The organism is Gammaproteobacteria bacterium (genome assembly GCA_030949385.1).
Classification (GTDB): Bacteria; Pseudomonadota; Gammaproteobacteria; order JAUZRS01; family JAUZRS01; genus JAUZRS01.
In genome coordinates this window covers 80,530-95,944 of record JAUZSP010000006.1, presented here as the reverse complement: position 1 = coordinate 95,944, position 15,415 = coordinate 80,530, and the positions used below count along the sequence as shown (strand labels likewise).

The following is a 15,415-nucleotide window of genomic DNA, read 5'->3' as shown; positions in this document are numbered from 1 at the left end:
GGCGGCCTTCTTTGATTGTCGTTTTTTGAGAACTCTATTTTCTCAGAATCCGCCTGTGGTTCCTATCTTTTTCTCTCTAAAACTGTCCGAAGTATTGAACGGTATTACTGCGGAAAATCGACGCCACACCCCCCCCAAACCACAATAACCCTGCGGATTTTTTGCCAAGTACTGCTGATGATAGGACTCTGCATAATAAAAAAGCGGTGCTGGAATGATTTCAGTGGTAATTTCAGCCAACCCCTGTGAAGACAAGGCATCCTGATAACGCTGTTTTGAAGCTTCCGCTAAAGCCTGCTGATCAGCATTAAAACAGTAAATTCCAGAACGATATTGGCTACCCACATCGTTACCTTGGCGATCACCTTGAGTGGGATTATGCCCCGTCCAAAACAGCTCCAGCAGACGCTGGTAAGAGAGCTGTTCTGGATCAAACACCACCTGCACCACTTCGTTGTGCGCCGTAGCTCCACTGCACACCTCATGATAGGTCGGATTTTTAGTGTGGCCAGCGGCATAACCCACAGCGGTACTGAACACACCGAGCTCTTGCCAAAAGCGTTTTTCAGCCCCCCAAAAACAGCCCAAACCAAACATCGCCAGCTGCATCTGCTCAGGAAAAGGTGCTGTTAAAGTGTGGCCATGCACAAAATGCGCATCATCAACAATGAGGGCTTGATCTCTGCCAGATAAAGCCTCTTCTGCCGATGGTAAACTAGGAAGATTTTTTTGGACGAGACATGATAACTCCACAGATAAAAAAGTGAGTCAATGATCGTACCGGAAAGGTAGCCTATTAAGGCAAAATAAAATGAAAGAATCAACGCTAAGAACAGCGTTTAAAAATATGGTGGGCCGTGAAGGATTCGAACCTTCGACCACCTAATTAAAAGTTTCGAACAACGAATAATCCAGAACAACCAAGAACAATAAAAAAAGAATTAAATCAATAAGTTAATGGCAACCCATTGTTTCCACTTGTTCACGTTTACCCCTGTTTTTGCTGGTCTAGTGTCCCATGAGTGCCCCACAGGGCAGTAACACCACCCCATCTAAAGGATACTTGACTGTATGCACAACCGGCATACACTCAACCCATGAACTTTGAATGGGATGAAAACAAACGCCACACCAACCTAAATAAGCACGGTGTGGATTTTGCCGATGCGGTGGGAGTCTTTTACGATGATATGGCACTGACCCAAACCGACCCAGATCACAACCACCAAGAGGCGCGCCTCTTAACGCTTGGCATGGATTTTCAAGGGCGTGTTTTGCTGGTGGTAAACCTGCACAAAATAGGGGATGTTATCCGCATCATCTCTGCCAGAAAGGCCAATAGGCAAGAACGCAAACAGTACGAGGGCTAAGCCATGAGAGAACATTACGACTTCAATAACGCCCAACGGGGCGCTGTGATCCAAAGCAATAAGGAACGAATCACCATCCGTCTTGACAGTGACGTGGTGCAATGGTTTCGGGATCAAGTGGCCGGTGGTGGTAACTATCAATCACTGATTAATGCAGCCCTACAACAACACATCCAAAGCGTAGAGGGCAAAGAACCATTAGAGGCTGTTCTACGCCGCGTTATTCGTGAAGAAATCCGCAAGGTAGGCTAATGCCCCGAACCCGTTTATTTTGAATAAGGTGGTAAATAACGTCTAAGCGGGGTTCGAATTACCCGCAAACCAAATTCCCTACCTAGTACCTTAAAGCAGTTTATTTGTCACACTGCCACACATAAAAAACCATTTTCAAAGCATCTCATATTTACAGGGATTTTAAATAGTATTTATGTGAGGTGTGAGGATTTTCAGATTGGTTTTTTCACTTTGCTGCTAAAAGGTGTCGTGACAGGCGTGACGGCGTGACAGATCCAAATAACTTATTTAATATCAATATGTTATATGCTATTTTGGCTGTCACGCTACGGGTGTGTCACGGCGTGACAGGCGTGACAGATTTTGTCATGGGCACAAAAAAACGGCCAAATAGCCGCTTTTAAGTCCCGTCGAACCAATCCAACATAACCCTATGAAACTGCGCGCATCTCCACCAGCTCAGGAATTTTTAAACGGTAACACCGCTGACGGCCTCCTTCTGGCAAGCGTTCGGGGCGTGTCGCTCCCCCTTTTGAATCCAGAACAAGCCATTCGTGTTTTTTCAAGACTTCGACAACAAAACGCCAATCCAAGCCGTCACACACGTCACGCTTAAAGCTTTCTCTCAAAATGTAATACTCCACCCCGCCACCCTCCAAGTGCTTACGGAAACCCGCTCGGTTGCTGGTGCTGCGGTATCGCTCATCTTGCACCCAAGGAGAGAACCGCGACTCCCCGTGAACCTCGATAAAGTGGCGAACCTGTTTTAAAGCCTCTCTCTCTTCCTGTGCTCCGTGACCGCCGCGCTCTTTTAACCAATCGTTAAAGCAGCTCTTTACTCCCTTACTGGCCTCACCTGTTGGCCAGCCGGTGATCTTAAATCGAGTGGCCAGCTCACCCGCCGCCGCCACCAACGCAAAACGACCCGCCACACGGTGAACCTGACCATCGGCTTCATCTGGAAGCAGACCCTTAAGGAAGTCCGCCTGTAACCCCTCAACAACGGGCACCAGATCACCCAAGGGCAACAAGCCATTAATAAACGCCTCACCTGCTGTACCGTAAGCCTTTTGGGTGGCAGCCGATAACGCCTTTGAAAGATGGCCGCCAGAACGGTGGCCGTTCAACGTCTTCAAATAACCCCAAGCCACGCCCCGCATCCGCTGGAATATCCACCATTCGCACCGCTTGACCGGCCATGACCCGCTTACCGCCTTGGCGCATCTGTTCCGCTAAACCCACCTCACCGGCTGAAAGAAACAACAGCCGCCACTCTTTTACCGCTGCACTGCTGCCATCCCTTCGGCTGCGCTGCTTACCGGCACCGTTGGCCAGCATGTAGGCAATTTCACCCGCTTCCCGTGGTTCAACCTGCCCCAATTCATCCAAGCACAAAAGGGTATCGTTGTGCATCGAGGCCACCCCTTCAAGGCCGTTACCGGTGGCTCTCCACCGCTGCATCCGATTGGCTCCACCCCACACACTGCACGCCACCCGTAGCGCCGTACTTTTTCCGGTAGAACTGGCACCACGAATATTAAAACCGCCCGACTCTTCCATTAACGGCTTCAACACACTGGCAGCAAAACCCAAACTGACCGCAAACAGCAAACGTGAATTGCCCAGACACAACGCCGCTATCTGCTGCCGCCACTCTGCAAGGCTGCCTTTTTGAGAGAACACAGGGTCTTCTCTTCTTGGAGCCTGCAACAACACCCGATCACCCTCTTTCTGTCCCAGCACCTTGTCAGGCAAAACAAATGCCCCACCATGCCAGCCGATACGATCCACACAGAGCGCCTTGTCTTTCGGTTGTTGCGTCTGTATGTACATGCCCAACAGATCCCGTGATTTGCGGCTCTGCGCCACACTTAAACCTTGGGACATCAACCGCTTTCTGACCTCCAAGCCATCACCGGCCAGCATCTCCATAGGCATCGCCCACTGGTGCGGTACACCGTCTGAATCTACAAATTCCAACAGCCGCCCGTGGCTTTCGCCGTGCGTGTCCCGTGTTCTGGCACTCACCATCAGCCGGTCACAAATCAATATGGGCTTAGGTGCGTCCTGTTGGTCTTCTGATGGTGGATGAAACCACACACCGCTCTCTTTCACTTTGAAGTTATGGCCAAAGGTTGAACCCTTAATCGGTCTCTTTCTGCCTTCCCTCTTCACCGTGACAGAGAGGGCAGTCACCCGCACACACTCCGCTTTTTGGATCAACTGTTTAAGGTGCATTGGCTGCCAGCCTTCGGCCTCTGCGTCCGCCGCGTCCCACTTCTCTGCAAAGCCATCACCGGCCACGGGCTTAAGGCCGTCACCATCGAGACCAAAGGCAAACGGCACCACCAACAAAGCGACCGACTTAACCCCGACACCCTCCACCAGCGCCTTGACCCGATCCGCAAACGCGGCACCGGCTTTGTCATTGTCTGGCCAAATCATCACATCCCGACCTTTTAAGGGCGACCAATTGGCCTTATCCGGTGATTGCGCCCCATTGGGTGGGGTAACGGCGACCCAATCCGGCAAAAGGTATTGAGCGGCATCCGCTGCTTTTTCACCCTCACAGATCACCACCTTGGCCTTTGGCTTGGCTGCCAGTTGGTCAAGATGATAGAGGGGGCGGGGTGCTGGAATACCCTTCCACTTCCAGTGCAAACACCCCGCGCCATAATTGCCGTAACTCAACGGCGCGTAGCTCTTCTTTTTGCCCTCTTGCTCAAAACGGTACATATAAAACAGCACCGCCCCTTGTTCATCCCGATAGACCCAACGGCCTGACGGTTTACCAAAACGGGAATGTTCCTCATGAGGTGCGGGTGCATCGTTGGGAACCGGCAAACAAGGTGCCCATTCAGCGGGGGGGTGCTTGCTCGATTGCGCCACCGTGGCGGTTTTCTTTTGGCTGCTGTGGTTGACCTCTGACAGCCCCAAAAACTGGGACAACTCTTTGGCCGCTGCACCCTGTTTAGTGCCGTTTAGGTAGGCTATCAGGCTTATCAGATCCCCACCTTTATCCTCTGTGGCAAAGTCAGACCACCGGCCACTTTGGGTGTTAACCGAAAAGCTGCCCTTTTTACTGTCTTCCCGTGTTGGGTTTAACGCCGTGTACTCACCGCCACTGCTTGTCCCATCAGGAAGATAATGGTTAAGCACACTTACCGCATTGTTTATGGCCGATTGGTTGATGGCTTGAAAGTCTATTTTCTGCTTCACAGGCCACCCCCTGCCAAAGCGGAATCCAGCAAAAGCAGATCGTGATACCACGCCAAGTAGTCGGGGTCTGGATCAAAGGAGGTAAACGCGCCAATACGGGAAGAGAAATAACGCGATACAGGGCGCGTGGTACGCCCACCAGAACGAGAAAGAGACGTAACACAGACCGTATAAACCACCACCTCAACAGGCGCGTGACTGCAACGGGTAGACGGATTGGGAGGGGATAAGTTAAGCATAATGACAAGCTCCTTGGTAATTTAGGAAGCTGCCACCGACCGTTACGAAGCGGTTTAAGGGTGGCAGATTGTATGGGGTTCGCACTACCGGAAACCAAGGGAACCGGCCAGCCCGAAAGCTGCCCCACACAATCCGCCATAAAGAACAAACGGACTTACACAAAAAAAGCACGGTTTGAGGCCGGTGCTGGTGCGGCTTGGTATTGCTCGGGTTGCGAACCCCGTCCTCTGATTGTGCAGAGGAACGGCAAGGATAGGGCTTCACAGTGCGGGTGGTCAACCCCTTTCCCTTTTTATAAGCGGCAAAAACTTCTGCAACGGCTCCAGCTCGCGCCCCTTTATAAGCGGCAGAAACTTCTCTAACACAGAACAGCAAGCCCCTTATCGCGCAATCTGTCACGCCTGTCACGGCGTGGCACACCCGTAGCGTGACACTCAAAAACACACCTATCCTATTGATAATTAATATATTTTTTTGATCTGTCACGCCGTCACGCCTGTCACGCCACCTTTTAACAGCAAAGTGAAAAAAATCACTCTGAAAATCATCACACCTCACATTAATACTATTTAAAATCCCTATAAATATGAGGTGCTTTGTAAATGGTTTTTTAAGCGTGGCAGTGTGACAAGGCAAGGTAAGTAATCTATTAACCATTAGATATGACCTCCATTCTGGGAGCCTAAAAGCTCTGCCTCTAACCGCCCTCGAAACAGCCCGTATTTCTCCACCAGCAAAGAGGGAGAGGGTTCAGTCCCCACCGGCATCCTAATAATGCCTTTTGTACCTTCACTCCAAACGTAAGCCGCCAACTTCCAGCCAACAGAGGCCAGCTTTTTGGAGTAGTACCGCACTACCTTGGGGTCAATGTTTGGGAAACCGGCCAGCGTGGTATGGACTGCACCAGAAATAACCTCTTTATCATCAAGCCGTGGCGGGATAAACTCGGGGTTCAGTCGCTGTACTGTGATGTTGTGCCGGTCACTGGGTGGAGTTGCAACCCCATCCTTTGGCAGTTTTTTATTCATCATCTTCCCCCTTATGCCGCTTGGCCGTTTTGCTGGTGGTTGTCCACCCAAGCCAAAAACTTCTCTTCATCAATTAAGACTTTGCGACCAATGCGAATAATGGCAGGGGCTAAGCCGTTGCCTTCAATCATCCCTTGGCTGCTCTGCCGACTTTTGGCGTTGAAGATTAAGCCTCTTAGGCTTGATTGGGTAAAAGCGGGATGTTTAACGCTGAATTGAGGGACGGTTAAAAAACTTCTATGTTCCATTTAAAGCTCCAGTAATTATTAAAAATAACGCGGCTTATGCCGTGTTGTGCTGGAGTATGGCTAAATGCCTGTCTAGTAAAAATAGAAGAAACCTGACACCCTTATTCCATTGTTTTTTTAATCGCGATTTGTTGAAGAATTGAAAGAATTTTTTTCACTCTGAAATGATATGGGGTCTTTTGCTCTAATACCGCTTTAACAAAGCGGCAATCCTCTCGATGTGTATTATTTTTGTTATAAAATGCTTTGTGTAAAGTATCAACTGGAAGGTCTTTATGATCGGATTGTTTGCCTTCTTCATTGAGATTTTGTTCTGCCTCAATCTCTAAAGCACCTAAAACACTGCATTTATGTTGATGTTGTATACGGGCGATCTTTGACCCTAGTTCACTATTTTTTCTTTGCCCCCCATTTTTAGCATTCAACTTCACCACCTTTCGGATTGCTCCCCTATTCTCCCTATCACAGAAGGCTAAGTTCTCTAATATCTCCCCAAGCCATTCGGATAAGCTAGATGGTAATGATTCAGAACGCTTTAATTTTTCAGAAGCTAAGAGGTATAAATTCTGAGCCGCTTCTGGGTTTTCCCCCCGCGTAATGAATCATGCCCCTACAAAGAATGGGGCTTTCTAACGGGTCATTTTTATTTTTATCCGTAGCCATTAGCATTTTTTCCTTAATGAGGCTTATCCAAAAATCTTGGCATTCATGGAAGCCACCACACTGGCCGTGTGTGCATCTGAAAGGTGGCTGTAGCGTTTCACCATCTGTAGGGTTTTATGCCCTAGAACCTCCGCTATCTCCGCCATGCTGGCACCGTCCATGGCCAGATAACTGGCCGCGCTGTGTCTCAAATCATGGAAGTGAAAATCTTCTATTTCAGCCTTTGCCAACGCTCTGAGAAACGGCGCTCTAATGCCCATCGGCTTACTGGGATTCTTCAAGCTCGGAAAAAGCAACGGGGTATCAATGCGCCGAACTTTGGCCAAATCACGCACCAGCTCCAAAGCATGGCCTGTTAGGGGCAAAACACGCCGCTCACCGTTCTTTGTTTCATGTAAAACGATCTGTGGAGCATCACGCTTAAGGTCGATGGCCGCCCAAGAAAGGGAACATATCTCCATCTTTCTCGCTCCGGTGGAGAGTGCCAGAACAACAACGGGGTACAGGTATGGATTACTGCTCTCTCGGCAAGCAGCAAGAAACCTAGGCCGCTCTTCTTCACTCAAATAGCGCACCCGTCCCCGTGGCTCCTTAAACTTACTCACGTTCCGCATGGGCGAATCTTCCAGCCATCCCCACTCTTTCACCGCAACCGTAAACGCATGGCTTGCAGAGGCAAGATAGCGGTTCACCGTAGCGGCTGCCCTCTGCCCATTCACTGTGGGTATATTGGCCAGTTTGTCCCGCGTCTCTGTCAGTAAAGCCGCTGTAACGTCCGCCAACACACAATCCCCGATTTGATCAGCCCACCACCTGAGTTGGTAACTGTGATCGTATGCCCCCGCTTTGGGCTTGCGTGGCACCACCTCTTTTATGTACCGCTTCACCAGCTCATTAAAAGTATGCCGTTTGGCCTCTCGGGTTTTGAAGTGTCGCCCTTCCCTAATGGCGACCTCTGTTTGCTGCGCCCACTTTTTGGCATCGGTACGCCGTTCAAAAGAGGCCGTTTGTATTGGGTAGCCTTTCAACCTCACTTTGACCCGATAGGAGACCACTCCCTCTTTGCTGGTGCGCTTCTCAATGCTGGCCATATCCTTCCCTCATAAAACAACCGTGAACAATGGGGAATAGAGTAAGACAAACCACAAAAAACAGCAACACCTGATATATAATCAGGTGATCTATTAAATAATATCTATACAAAACAATAATTTATAAACACAAAAGTAGTCTATGGGGCACTCATGGGGCAGTTGACCGCGAAAAGGGGGCAATTTAGGTTCAATATTCTTTTTTTGCTGGTGGCGATTGCCGAAGATTGAATTGATAAACACGCACGCACGAAAAAATAACAACAAAAATGAATGTCATTGTGCTGGTGTTTGATTTGGAAGTGCCCCACCAGTGTCCCACGGGAAGATTTGTGGAGAGGTGAGTTTTGCTAAGTCTTTGAAAAATATGGTGGGACGTGAAGGATTCGAACCTTCGACCACCTAATTAAAAGTCAGATGCTCTACCAACTGAGCTAACGGCCCTGCTTGAAACTACCTCACCGCTGGGGTGAGGCCGCGTATATTACCCTAATAAAAATTTAACGCAAGCCTTTTTTATAGGCCTTATTAACAAGGGTTAAAATCCCTATAAAGCCTCCAAACGTCGCAGTTTTTTCGGCAATAAACGCAACTCTACCAGAGCGGTTACAAACGCATCCAAAACCGTCGCATCATCGTATAACATTTTGTAATACTGGTACTTCATACTCAACGCACTGCCAAGCACGATGGCGGCAAAGGCCACAAAAGACCCCAAAGCCAGAGTCGATGCACCCGTGACCGCCTGACCAATGGTACAGCCCATGGCCAACACTCCACCAACGCCCATTAACAGACCGCCCACCAAGTGCATACGAAAATCTTTCCAGTTCACAAACCACTCAAAACGGAAGGTACCAGAAAACAGCGCGTAGACAAAAGAACCACAGATGACGCCCAAAGCCGCCACCAAACCAAAGCTCACATAACTGCGATCAAAACCCTGTTCGATGTATTGATAGGCGTGTGCTGTTGGTGCCACAAAAGTAAAAGACTGGGCACCCAACGCATAAGGACGCACATCCATAAAATCAGCTTCTTCTAACAACTGCTGTCCTAACGCACCTGCCGTCACCCACCACGCCAATGCAACCAACAACCCAACCAACAACCCAGCCACAATCAACTCTCGGTTAGCACGAAACTCTGCGGATTTAAAAATACAGCAAAACAGACCCAGCCCAATCAGGGCAGCAACGATTAGATTTAATTGAGAATCCGGCTCAGCCCCCACAACACCTTCAACAATGGAACCCACAGACTGATCATGGATGCCGTAATCAGTAAAGTTAACCGCCAAAGGGGTCATCCAGCTCAAAAACAGATCGTAATCAATGCTGGTGAACATCATTAAAGAGGCTGCGGCACTGATCGCCAACAGCACCACAATAGACTTGCCGTTACCGGCTCCCAAACGCAGCAAGGTTTTATTGCCACAACCGCTGCCCAAGGTCATACCAACACCAAAAATCAACCCACCGACAAGGTAACGCAACCAAACAAAGTTACTGACCCGATAAGGAGGATTAGAGGTTTCATTACTGGTGGTCAAGGACATATCCACCAGCTCCAGCCACTCCATCAACATGACCGCCATAATGGCGGTTGCAATGGCCAACAACCAAGAGCGCATGCGGCTTTTATCACCCATATTGACCCAATCGGATACCGCACCCATGGTGCAAAAACTGGTTTTATTCGCCACCACACCTAAAATGACCGCCAAAACAAACGCCCAGACCAACATCTGACTGAAAAGATCAAATTCCATCACTGCCCCCTTTAAATAACGATGGATTCACAAAACCCATTGATTATTGTAAATAGTGAAAAAACGACCACTATAACCATTAATCAGAAAACAGTTAGCTTAAAAAAACTTAAGTTAAAATCAGCGATAGCGAGTAAGATCATCAATCCCAGCCTGTGCAAAACCTTCGCGTCGCAAACGACACGAGTCACAACGGCCACAGGCTCGGCCTAATTCATCCGCCATGTAACAAGAGACCGTCTGGCGATAATCCACCCCCAATGACACTCCCAACTCAATAATAGCCGCCTTACTCAAGTCAATCAGCGGCGCGTGAATTTTAAACCCTTGCCCTTCAACCCCCTGTTTGGTGGCCAAATTGGCCATCGTCTCAAAGGCGGCCAAATATTCGGGGCGACAGTCAGGGTAACCGGAGTAGTCCACCGCATTCACACCCAGAAAAATATCTCCGACGCCCAGCACTTCCGCCCAGCCCAAAGCATAAGAGAGAAAAATCGTGTTACGAGCAGGCACATAAGTAATTGGAATCCCTTCTTGAGGCTCGGTCGGTACGGACAAGTTCTCATCGGTCAAAGCCGAACCACCAAACGCACCCAGACCAATCTCAACCACCCGATGCTCTTTGACCCTCATTGACTCAGCAATTCGACTGGCCGCCACCAGCTCAGAACGGTGCTTCTGACCGTAAAAAAAGCTCAAGGCGTAACAATCAAAACCGGCATCTAGGGCGTAAGCCAACGTGGTGGCCGAATCCAAACCACCGGACAACATCACCACCGCTTCTTTTTTTAACAACCCCATAAAACTACGTTTCCTTATAGAAAAATCGCAAAATTCAAACGTATATCTGCTGCCAAACTGGACAAATTGTGAGCCACAACGTCAACAAAAATAGGAAATAGTTAAGATGATTGTTCACAAAATGTCATTTTCGTGGGCAATTTAGCAAAAAATAGGCTTCAACTCGCTAATAATAACGAATATTCGGACAACCCGATCAACCAGACATTACTTTAGGATACTGCTCTAATGAGCCAACCTCCCATCCATAAAACAGTCAATCAAGTCGAGAAACTCGCTCTGGTGGTTGACGATGCCAAATCGGCGCGTCTGGCACTGCGTAAACAGTTGGAAAAACAAGGTTTACAGGTTGACACCGCTGAGTCTGCCGAAGCGGCTCTCAGCTACCTCTGCCACACCCGACCCGATGTGATCTTTATGGATCACATGATGCCGGGTATGGACGGTTTTCAAGCCATAAAAGCAATCAAAAACGACCCTAGAACCGCTAAAATCCCCATTATGATGTACACCTCCAAGGAGGGAGAAGTCTATCTAAGTCAGGCACGTGCCTTGGGCGCGATTGGCGTGCTGCCCAAACAGATCTACCATGCCGAGCTGGGAAAAACCCTTAACCGTTTAGGACTGCTGGAGAATAACAAAGGACACTCGCCAGTACAAAAACAACCCACCCATCAAAACCAAAGCAAAGTCCCCATTCCAAAACCCAGCGCCACTCCCTTTGAGAAACGTCATGCCGAACTGAAAAGCAACAATGCCAGACCCGTTGCAACATCCTCTAAAAACAGCAATAACGACAACGCCGAAGCACAACGGCAACGCCAATTAAGAGCTTGGTTTGCTCGTCTAATGGTGGAAGAACGACAAAAAATTCGCCAAGAGATTCAAGAGAGCAGCCAAACCATCGCCCGCAAAGTAGTCGATGAACTGGTGCAAGCGCCTATGTTAAAAACCGGCTCTCACAAGATAAGCAACAACAAAAGCAGTAAAAACCTCTTCAAAGGTTTGCTTTTGATTCTTCTTATGATCGCCCCAGCGCTCTGGTTTTATCAGCTGGCACAACACAATAACGCCGAAACAGTTCGCGTAGAAAAGCTGCTCAATGAGGTTTTACAACACCCTCTTGCCAGCAAAACAGACATCAGCACAGACAATGAAACTACGTTACTGACCAACGAAATCGAAGAACTCAAAACTCTCAACGAACGCTGGCTACAAACCTTTCAGTGGTCTCTGAACCAAAACGGTGCTTATCAATACGCTGAGTTAGCACTGAACGACCCACGTTTACAACAGCTCAAAACCTTACTCTCACGCTTGGCCATTTTACGCTTTCAAGGTGTGATCATACTAAAAGTTCATACCGGTGAATTTTGCCTACGCAAAAACAAACAAGGAAAACAAATTCTCGCTGCAGAAAACATGAAAATGGAGCAGTGTGACTTTCAACAACAGAGCCTCTCGGAATCAATCAAACTCAGTCAACGTCAAAGCCCCGCGTTTACAGAATTTGTTAACCACTCTCCTCTGCTGCAAGGCGGCCTAGTCACATTGGAAATACAGCCCATTGGCAATAATGCGCCACGGGCGGCCTATCCCGACCCAGCCCGCTTAACAAGCGCAGGACAATGGAATAACATCGCTGCTCTCAATAACCGAGTCGAGTTCACACTCATCAGCACTAAACCATGAATGCCAAACTGATCCTGTTTTCCAACCACATCGAGTGGCAAGCCTCCAACAACGTCTTAATCGGGACACTGCAACAGCTGCAACTCATGGCCGATCCTCTGCCAAACAGAGACGATCACTACCGCTCAGGTGAACGATTTATGGAACAACTGACCTTTGTTGGCTGCTCTCCGTTTATCGCCCTGCAACCAGAAGAAGCGAAAGCCGATCAAACCTACTGCGCGATTCATCTGCCGCAACAAAAAAATCACTATTACAGCGCCGTGGATAGCATGAGCACAGCACCTCGCTGCCCACACTGCCGAAAAGCCCATCCAACATGGCAAACGGATCTACAGCAGTGGCACAAAGATCAAACTCAACGGTGGTCATGCAGCGTCTGTGAAAAAACCTCAGCCCCGTGGGAATGGAACTGGCGAAAGCAGGCTGCCTTCGGTAGAAGTGTCATCGAAGTTTTAAACATTCACCCTCACGAAGCCATCCCTAGCCAAGCGTTACTGGATGCACTACACGCGCTCAACCAAACGCCTTGGCAATACGCTTACGTTCGAGAAGCTTAAAAAAGTCGTTCAGGGATGGTCACAATGTCTCCCGGAGCCAAGGCAATGTTGCTCGCCATTTCGCCTTTTTTCAAAATATCATCAAGATGAATCTCACTGACGTGCTGCACACCGTCAATTTTACGATACAGCTTGGTTTTGTTTGGAGCCGCAAATTCATTCACCCCACCGGAGGCCAGCACCGCATCCAATACCGTCATGCCACCACGGTAGGGCATGGAAGAAGGGCTGGTTACAGCGCCGGTGATTCTCACTCGGCGCAGATATTCATGACTGCGCAGCTGGGTCATAATCACCGTTGCACTGGGGTTTCTCACATACTTTGCCAAATAATTTGAGATGATTTTAGAGACCTCTTTAGGGGTTCGCCCTCCCACCAAAATATCTCCTACCAACGGCATGGATATTTTTCCATCGGGGCGCACCGGCACCGTCACATCCAAGTCAGGGTTGCCTCTGACCGTGATCTGAATTTGATCATCTACCCCAATACGGTACATCTCTCTCTTGCTGCTAGCGGCTTTTGCCAACAGCTGCGCGGTGCTGCTGTCCACCGTTAATGAGCCATTGGAACTCACCTGAGCCAATAGGGCATCTTGCTTAATACGCTCTCTTCCCGCTTTGGCATCGGCGGTCAAACCACTCAATGCCTTAGCATCTAAACTGCGTGCGCCACTGCTGGAAGAGGTGGTGGAACAAGCACTCATCAACGGCAAAGCCACGATCAAAAAAACAAGTAACGGAAGCTGAAATAAATTCACTGCAAACCCCTTGGTCTTAACGCAAAAAAACAATTCAAAACAACACTTAACCCATCCTAGCCAGTTCCCTCCCCCTTATAACCTTTGCAATTGAATGCCAAATACAACACGTTTTCCACCAAATTACTACCATTATGCTTTTTTCTGACTCACAATCCGGCGATACAAATCGCAATAATGCTTGGCACCCTGCTGCCAACTGAAATCCTGCTGCATGCCATTCAGCATCAAGTTACGCCATAAATTTGGTTTATCACGGTAAAGCTCGCACGCGCGTCCCACGCAATACAACATATCACCGGCATTGGCAGAGCCGAAGTGAAAACCCGTTGCAACGCCCTTCTCCACTGCATCAGGAGACGCATCCACCACCGTGTCCACCAACCCGCCGACCGCTCGCACAATCGGCACTGCCCCGTAACGCAAGCTGTAAATCTGATTCAGACCGCAAGGCTCAAACCGAGACGGCATCAGGAACATATCCGCTCCTGCTTTAATGCGATGCACTCGATCTTCACTGAAACCCACATAGGTCGCCACTTGTCCAGGATAACGATCCCCCACGACCCACAACGCCTCTTCAAGGTCACGCCGACCGCTGCCCAGCAGCAGCACCTGCATTCCCAAGTGCTCCACCATCGACGGCAATCCCGACAGAATCAGATCCACCCCTTTTTGATCCGCCAAACGCCCCACATAGACAATCAGCGGTTTATCTGGCTCTTCATCAAGACGGTACTCACGCTGCAACGCACGTTTGTTTTCGGACTTCAGCGCCAAACTATCCACACCGTAATTAACCGCAATGGCTTCATCGTGCTCTGGGTTCCATATCTCATACTCCACTCCATTCAAAATGCCCGACAGATCATCCAGCACGACTGCTCAGCAACCCTTCCAAACCGTAACCGTACTCTGGGGTTAAAATTTCCTCAGCGTATTGAGGACTAACCGTAGAGAGGTGATCGGCATAAACCAAGCCGCCTTTCATAAAAGAAAAGTTGCCGTAAAACTCCATTGCCTCCACCCCCAAAGATCACGGGGTAACTGCAACGATTGGAAGCTCTGCCAAGAGAACAATCCCTGATAAGCCAAATTATGAATGGTAAACAACGTTTTCGGCGCAACGGCCTCACATTTGAGCAGCGCGGGCACCAACCCTGTCTGCCAATCATTGCAATGCACCAAATCCGGCTGCCATTCCAAAGCCGCTCGATTTTGCGCCAACTCAACCACTGCACGGGCAAAAAGGGTAAAACGAGCCGCGTTGTCCGTCCAATCATTGCCCTCGCTGTCGGCATAAGGACCGCCCTCACGATCAAAATATTGTGGACAACGAACCAAATAGATCGGCACCGCCGTACCCGGCAAGATGCTTTGCAAAATTTCTACCGGCTGGGCTGCTCCCAATAGAAACAACTCCGCCACCACCTCAATCTGCTCTAATCCTTGCAGTGCGGCACGATAGGCGGGCATCACAATCCGAATCTCTTCACCTTGCGCCAGCAGCGCCGGAGGCAAATGACCGGCAACATCGGCCAAACCACCGGTTTTAATCAACGGATGAACTTCACTGGCAACAAATAAAATACGCATCGTTACACTTTTCCCCAGCGGTTTTAAATGGAAGGTGGACGGCTTTGACAGCAACAAAAAGGAGCCAATCTAGGCGCGCAAATTGTACGTCATTCACAAATAAAATACCGCACTCTTTCCGTTTGATGACCAGTGTGCTAA

At 49.1% G+C, this 15,415-nt stretch carries 15 protein-coding genes, 1 tRNA gene and 1 pseudogene; 4 read left to right on the top strand and 13 right to left on the bottom strand.

Features of this window, described 5'->3' with window-relative positions:
- Positions 1-42: 42 nt before the first annotated feature.
- The gene (gene msrA / locus Q9O24_07790; GenBank protein ID MDQ7075039.1) at positions 43-648 is read right to left on the bottom strand and encodes a peptide-methionine (S)-S-oxide reductase MsrA; all 606 of its coding nucleotides are present in this window, start codon (positions 646-648) and stop codon (positions 43-45) included.
- A gap of 449 nt (positions 649-1,097) precedes the next feature.
- Between msrA and Q9O24_07785 the strand changes: the two genes are divergently transcribed.
- Together Q9O24_07785 and Q9O24_07780 are read left to right on the top strand one after the other, a co-directional pair.
- On the top strand, positions 1,098-1,370 hold the full coding sequence (locus Q9O24_07785) for a BrnT family toxin (protein MDQ7075038.1): 273 nt from the start codon (positions 1,098-1,100) through the stop codon (positions 1,368-1,370).
- 3 nt (positions 1,371-1,373) lie between these two features.
- Positions 1,374-1,622 carry a BrnA antitoxin family protein gene (locus tag Q9O24_07780; GenBank protein MDQ7075037.1) on the top strand — a complete coding sequence of 83 codons (249 nt, stop codon included), beginning with the start codon at positions 1,374-1,376 and terminating at the stop codon, positions 1,620-1,622.
- A gap of 413 nt (positions 1,623-2,035) precedes the next feature.
- On the opposite strand, the gene Q9O24_07775 is transcribed toward Q9O24_07780, so the two are convergent.
- The 10 genes from Q9O24_07775 to queC all read right to left on the bottom strand — a co-directional run bounded on the left by Q9O24_07775 (position 2,036) and on the right by queC (position 10,665).
- Positions 2,036-2,755, bottom strand: coding sequence for a hypothetical protein (locus Q9O24_07775; protein ID MDQ7075036.1), 720 nt, complete (start codon positions 2,753-2,755; stop codon positions 2,036-2,038).
- Complete coding sequence (locus tag Q9O24_07770; protein MDQ7075035.1) at positions 2,652-4,823, bottom strand: DUF927 domain-containing protein; 2,172 nt, start codon at positions 4,821-4,823, stop codon at positions 2,652-2,654. The genes Q9O24_07775 and Q9O24_07770 overlap by 104 nt, the downstream gene beginning before the upstream one ends.
- Positions 4,820-5,062, bottom strand: coding sequence for a hypothetical protein (locus Q9O24_07765; protein MDQ7075034.1), 243 nt, complete (start codon positions 5,060-5,062; stop codon positions 4,820-4,822). Before Q9O24_07765 ends, Q9O24_07770 begins: the two co-directional genes overlap by 4 nt.
- A gap of 657 nt (positions 5,063-5,719) precedes the next feature.
- The gene (locus tag Q9O24_07760) at positions 5,720-6,094 is read right to left on the bottom strand and encodes a hypothetical protein (protein MDQ7075033.1); all 375 of its coding nucleotides are present in this window, start codon (positions 6,092-6,094) and stop codon (positions 5,720-5,722) included.
- Between the two features lie 8 nt (positions 6,095-6,102).
- Positions 6,103-6,339: a hypothetical protein gene (locus Q9O24_07755; protein ID MDQ7075032.1), complete on the bottom strand. Its 237-nt coding sequence runs from the start codon at positions 6,337-6,339 to the stop codon at positions 6,103-6,105.
- Between the two features lie 101 nt (positions 6,340-6,440).
- Complete coding sequence (locus Q9O24_07750) at positions 6,441-6,764, bottom strand: hypothetical protein (protein ID MDQ7075031.1); 324 nt, start codon at positions 6,762-6,764, stop codon at positions 6,441-6,443.
- Positions 6,765-7,025: 261 nt separating this feature from the next.
- Positions 7,026-8,093: a site-specific integrase gene (locus Q9O24_07745; protein ID MDQ7075030.1), complete on the bottom strand. Its 1,068-nt coding sequence runs from the start codon at positions 8,091-8,093 to the stop codon at positions 7,026-7,028.
- Positions 8,094-8,461: 368 nt separating this feature from the next.
- Positions 8,462-8,537 (bottom strand) — tRNA-Lys (locus tag Q9O24_07740).
- A gap of 103 nt (positions 8,538-8,640) precedes the next feature.
- Positions 8,641-9,864 carry a YeeE/YedE family protein gene (locus Q9O24_07735; GenBank protein ID MDQ7075029.1) on the bottom strand — a complete coding sequence of 408 codons (1,224 nt, stop codon included), beginning with the start codon at positions 9,862-9,864 and terminating at the stop codon, positions 8,641-8,643.
- Between the two features lie 120 nt (positions 9,865-9,984).
- Positions 9,985-10,665 carry a 7-cyano-7-deazaguanine synthase QueC gene (queC, locus tag Q9O24_07730; GenBank protein ID MDQ7075028.1) on the bottom strand — a complete coding sequence of 227 codons (681 nt, stop codon included), beginning with the start codon at positions 10,663-10,665 and terminating at the stop codon, positions 9,985-9,987.
- 228 nt (positions 10,666-10,893) lie between these two features.
- On the opposite strand from queC, the gene Q9O24_07725 reads away from it, so the two are divergent.
- Together Q9O24_07725 and Q9O24_07720 are read left to right on the top strand one after the other, a co-directional pair.
- Complete coding sequence (locus Q9O24_07725) at positions 10,894-12,357, top strand: response regulator (protein ID MDQ7075027.1); 1,464 nt, start codon at positions 10,894-10,896, stop codon at positions 12,355-12,357.
- Entirely contained in the window at positions 12,354-12,917 is a 564-nt protein-coding gene (locus Q9O24_07720; GenBank protein MDQ7075026.1) for a hypothetical protein, read from the top strand. Before Q9O24_07725 ends, Q9O24_07720 begins: the two co-directional genes overlap by 4 nt.
- Here Q9O24_07720 and Q9O24_07715 read toward each other — a convergent pair.
- Together Q9O24_07715 and glgA are read right to left on the bottom strand one after the other, a co-directional pair.
- Positions 12,914-13,678 (bottom strand): polysaccharide biosynthesis/export family protein, encoded by a 765-nt coding sequence (locus Q9O24_07715; GenBank protein MDQ7075025.1) that lies wholly within the window; start codon positions 13,676-13,678, stop codon positions 12,914-12,916. The two genes, Q9O24_07720 and Q9O24_07715, sit on opposite strands and share 4 nt — an antisense overlap.
- 132 nt (positions 13,679-13,810) lie before the next feature.
- Positions 13,811-15,274: pseudogene (gene glgA / locus Q9O24_07710) on the bottom strand (glycogen synthase GlgA).
- Positions 15,275-15,415 lie beyond the last annotated feature (141 nt).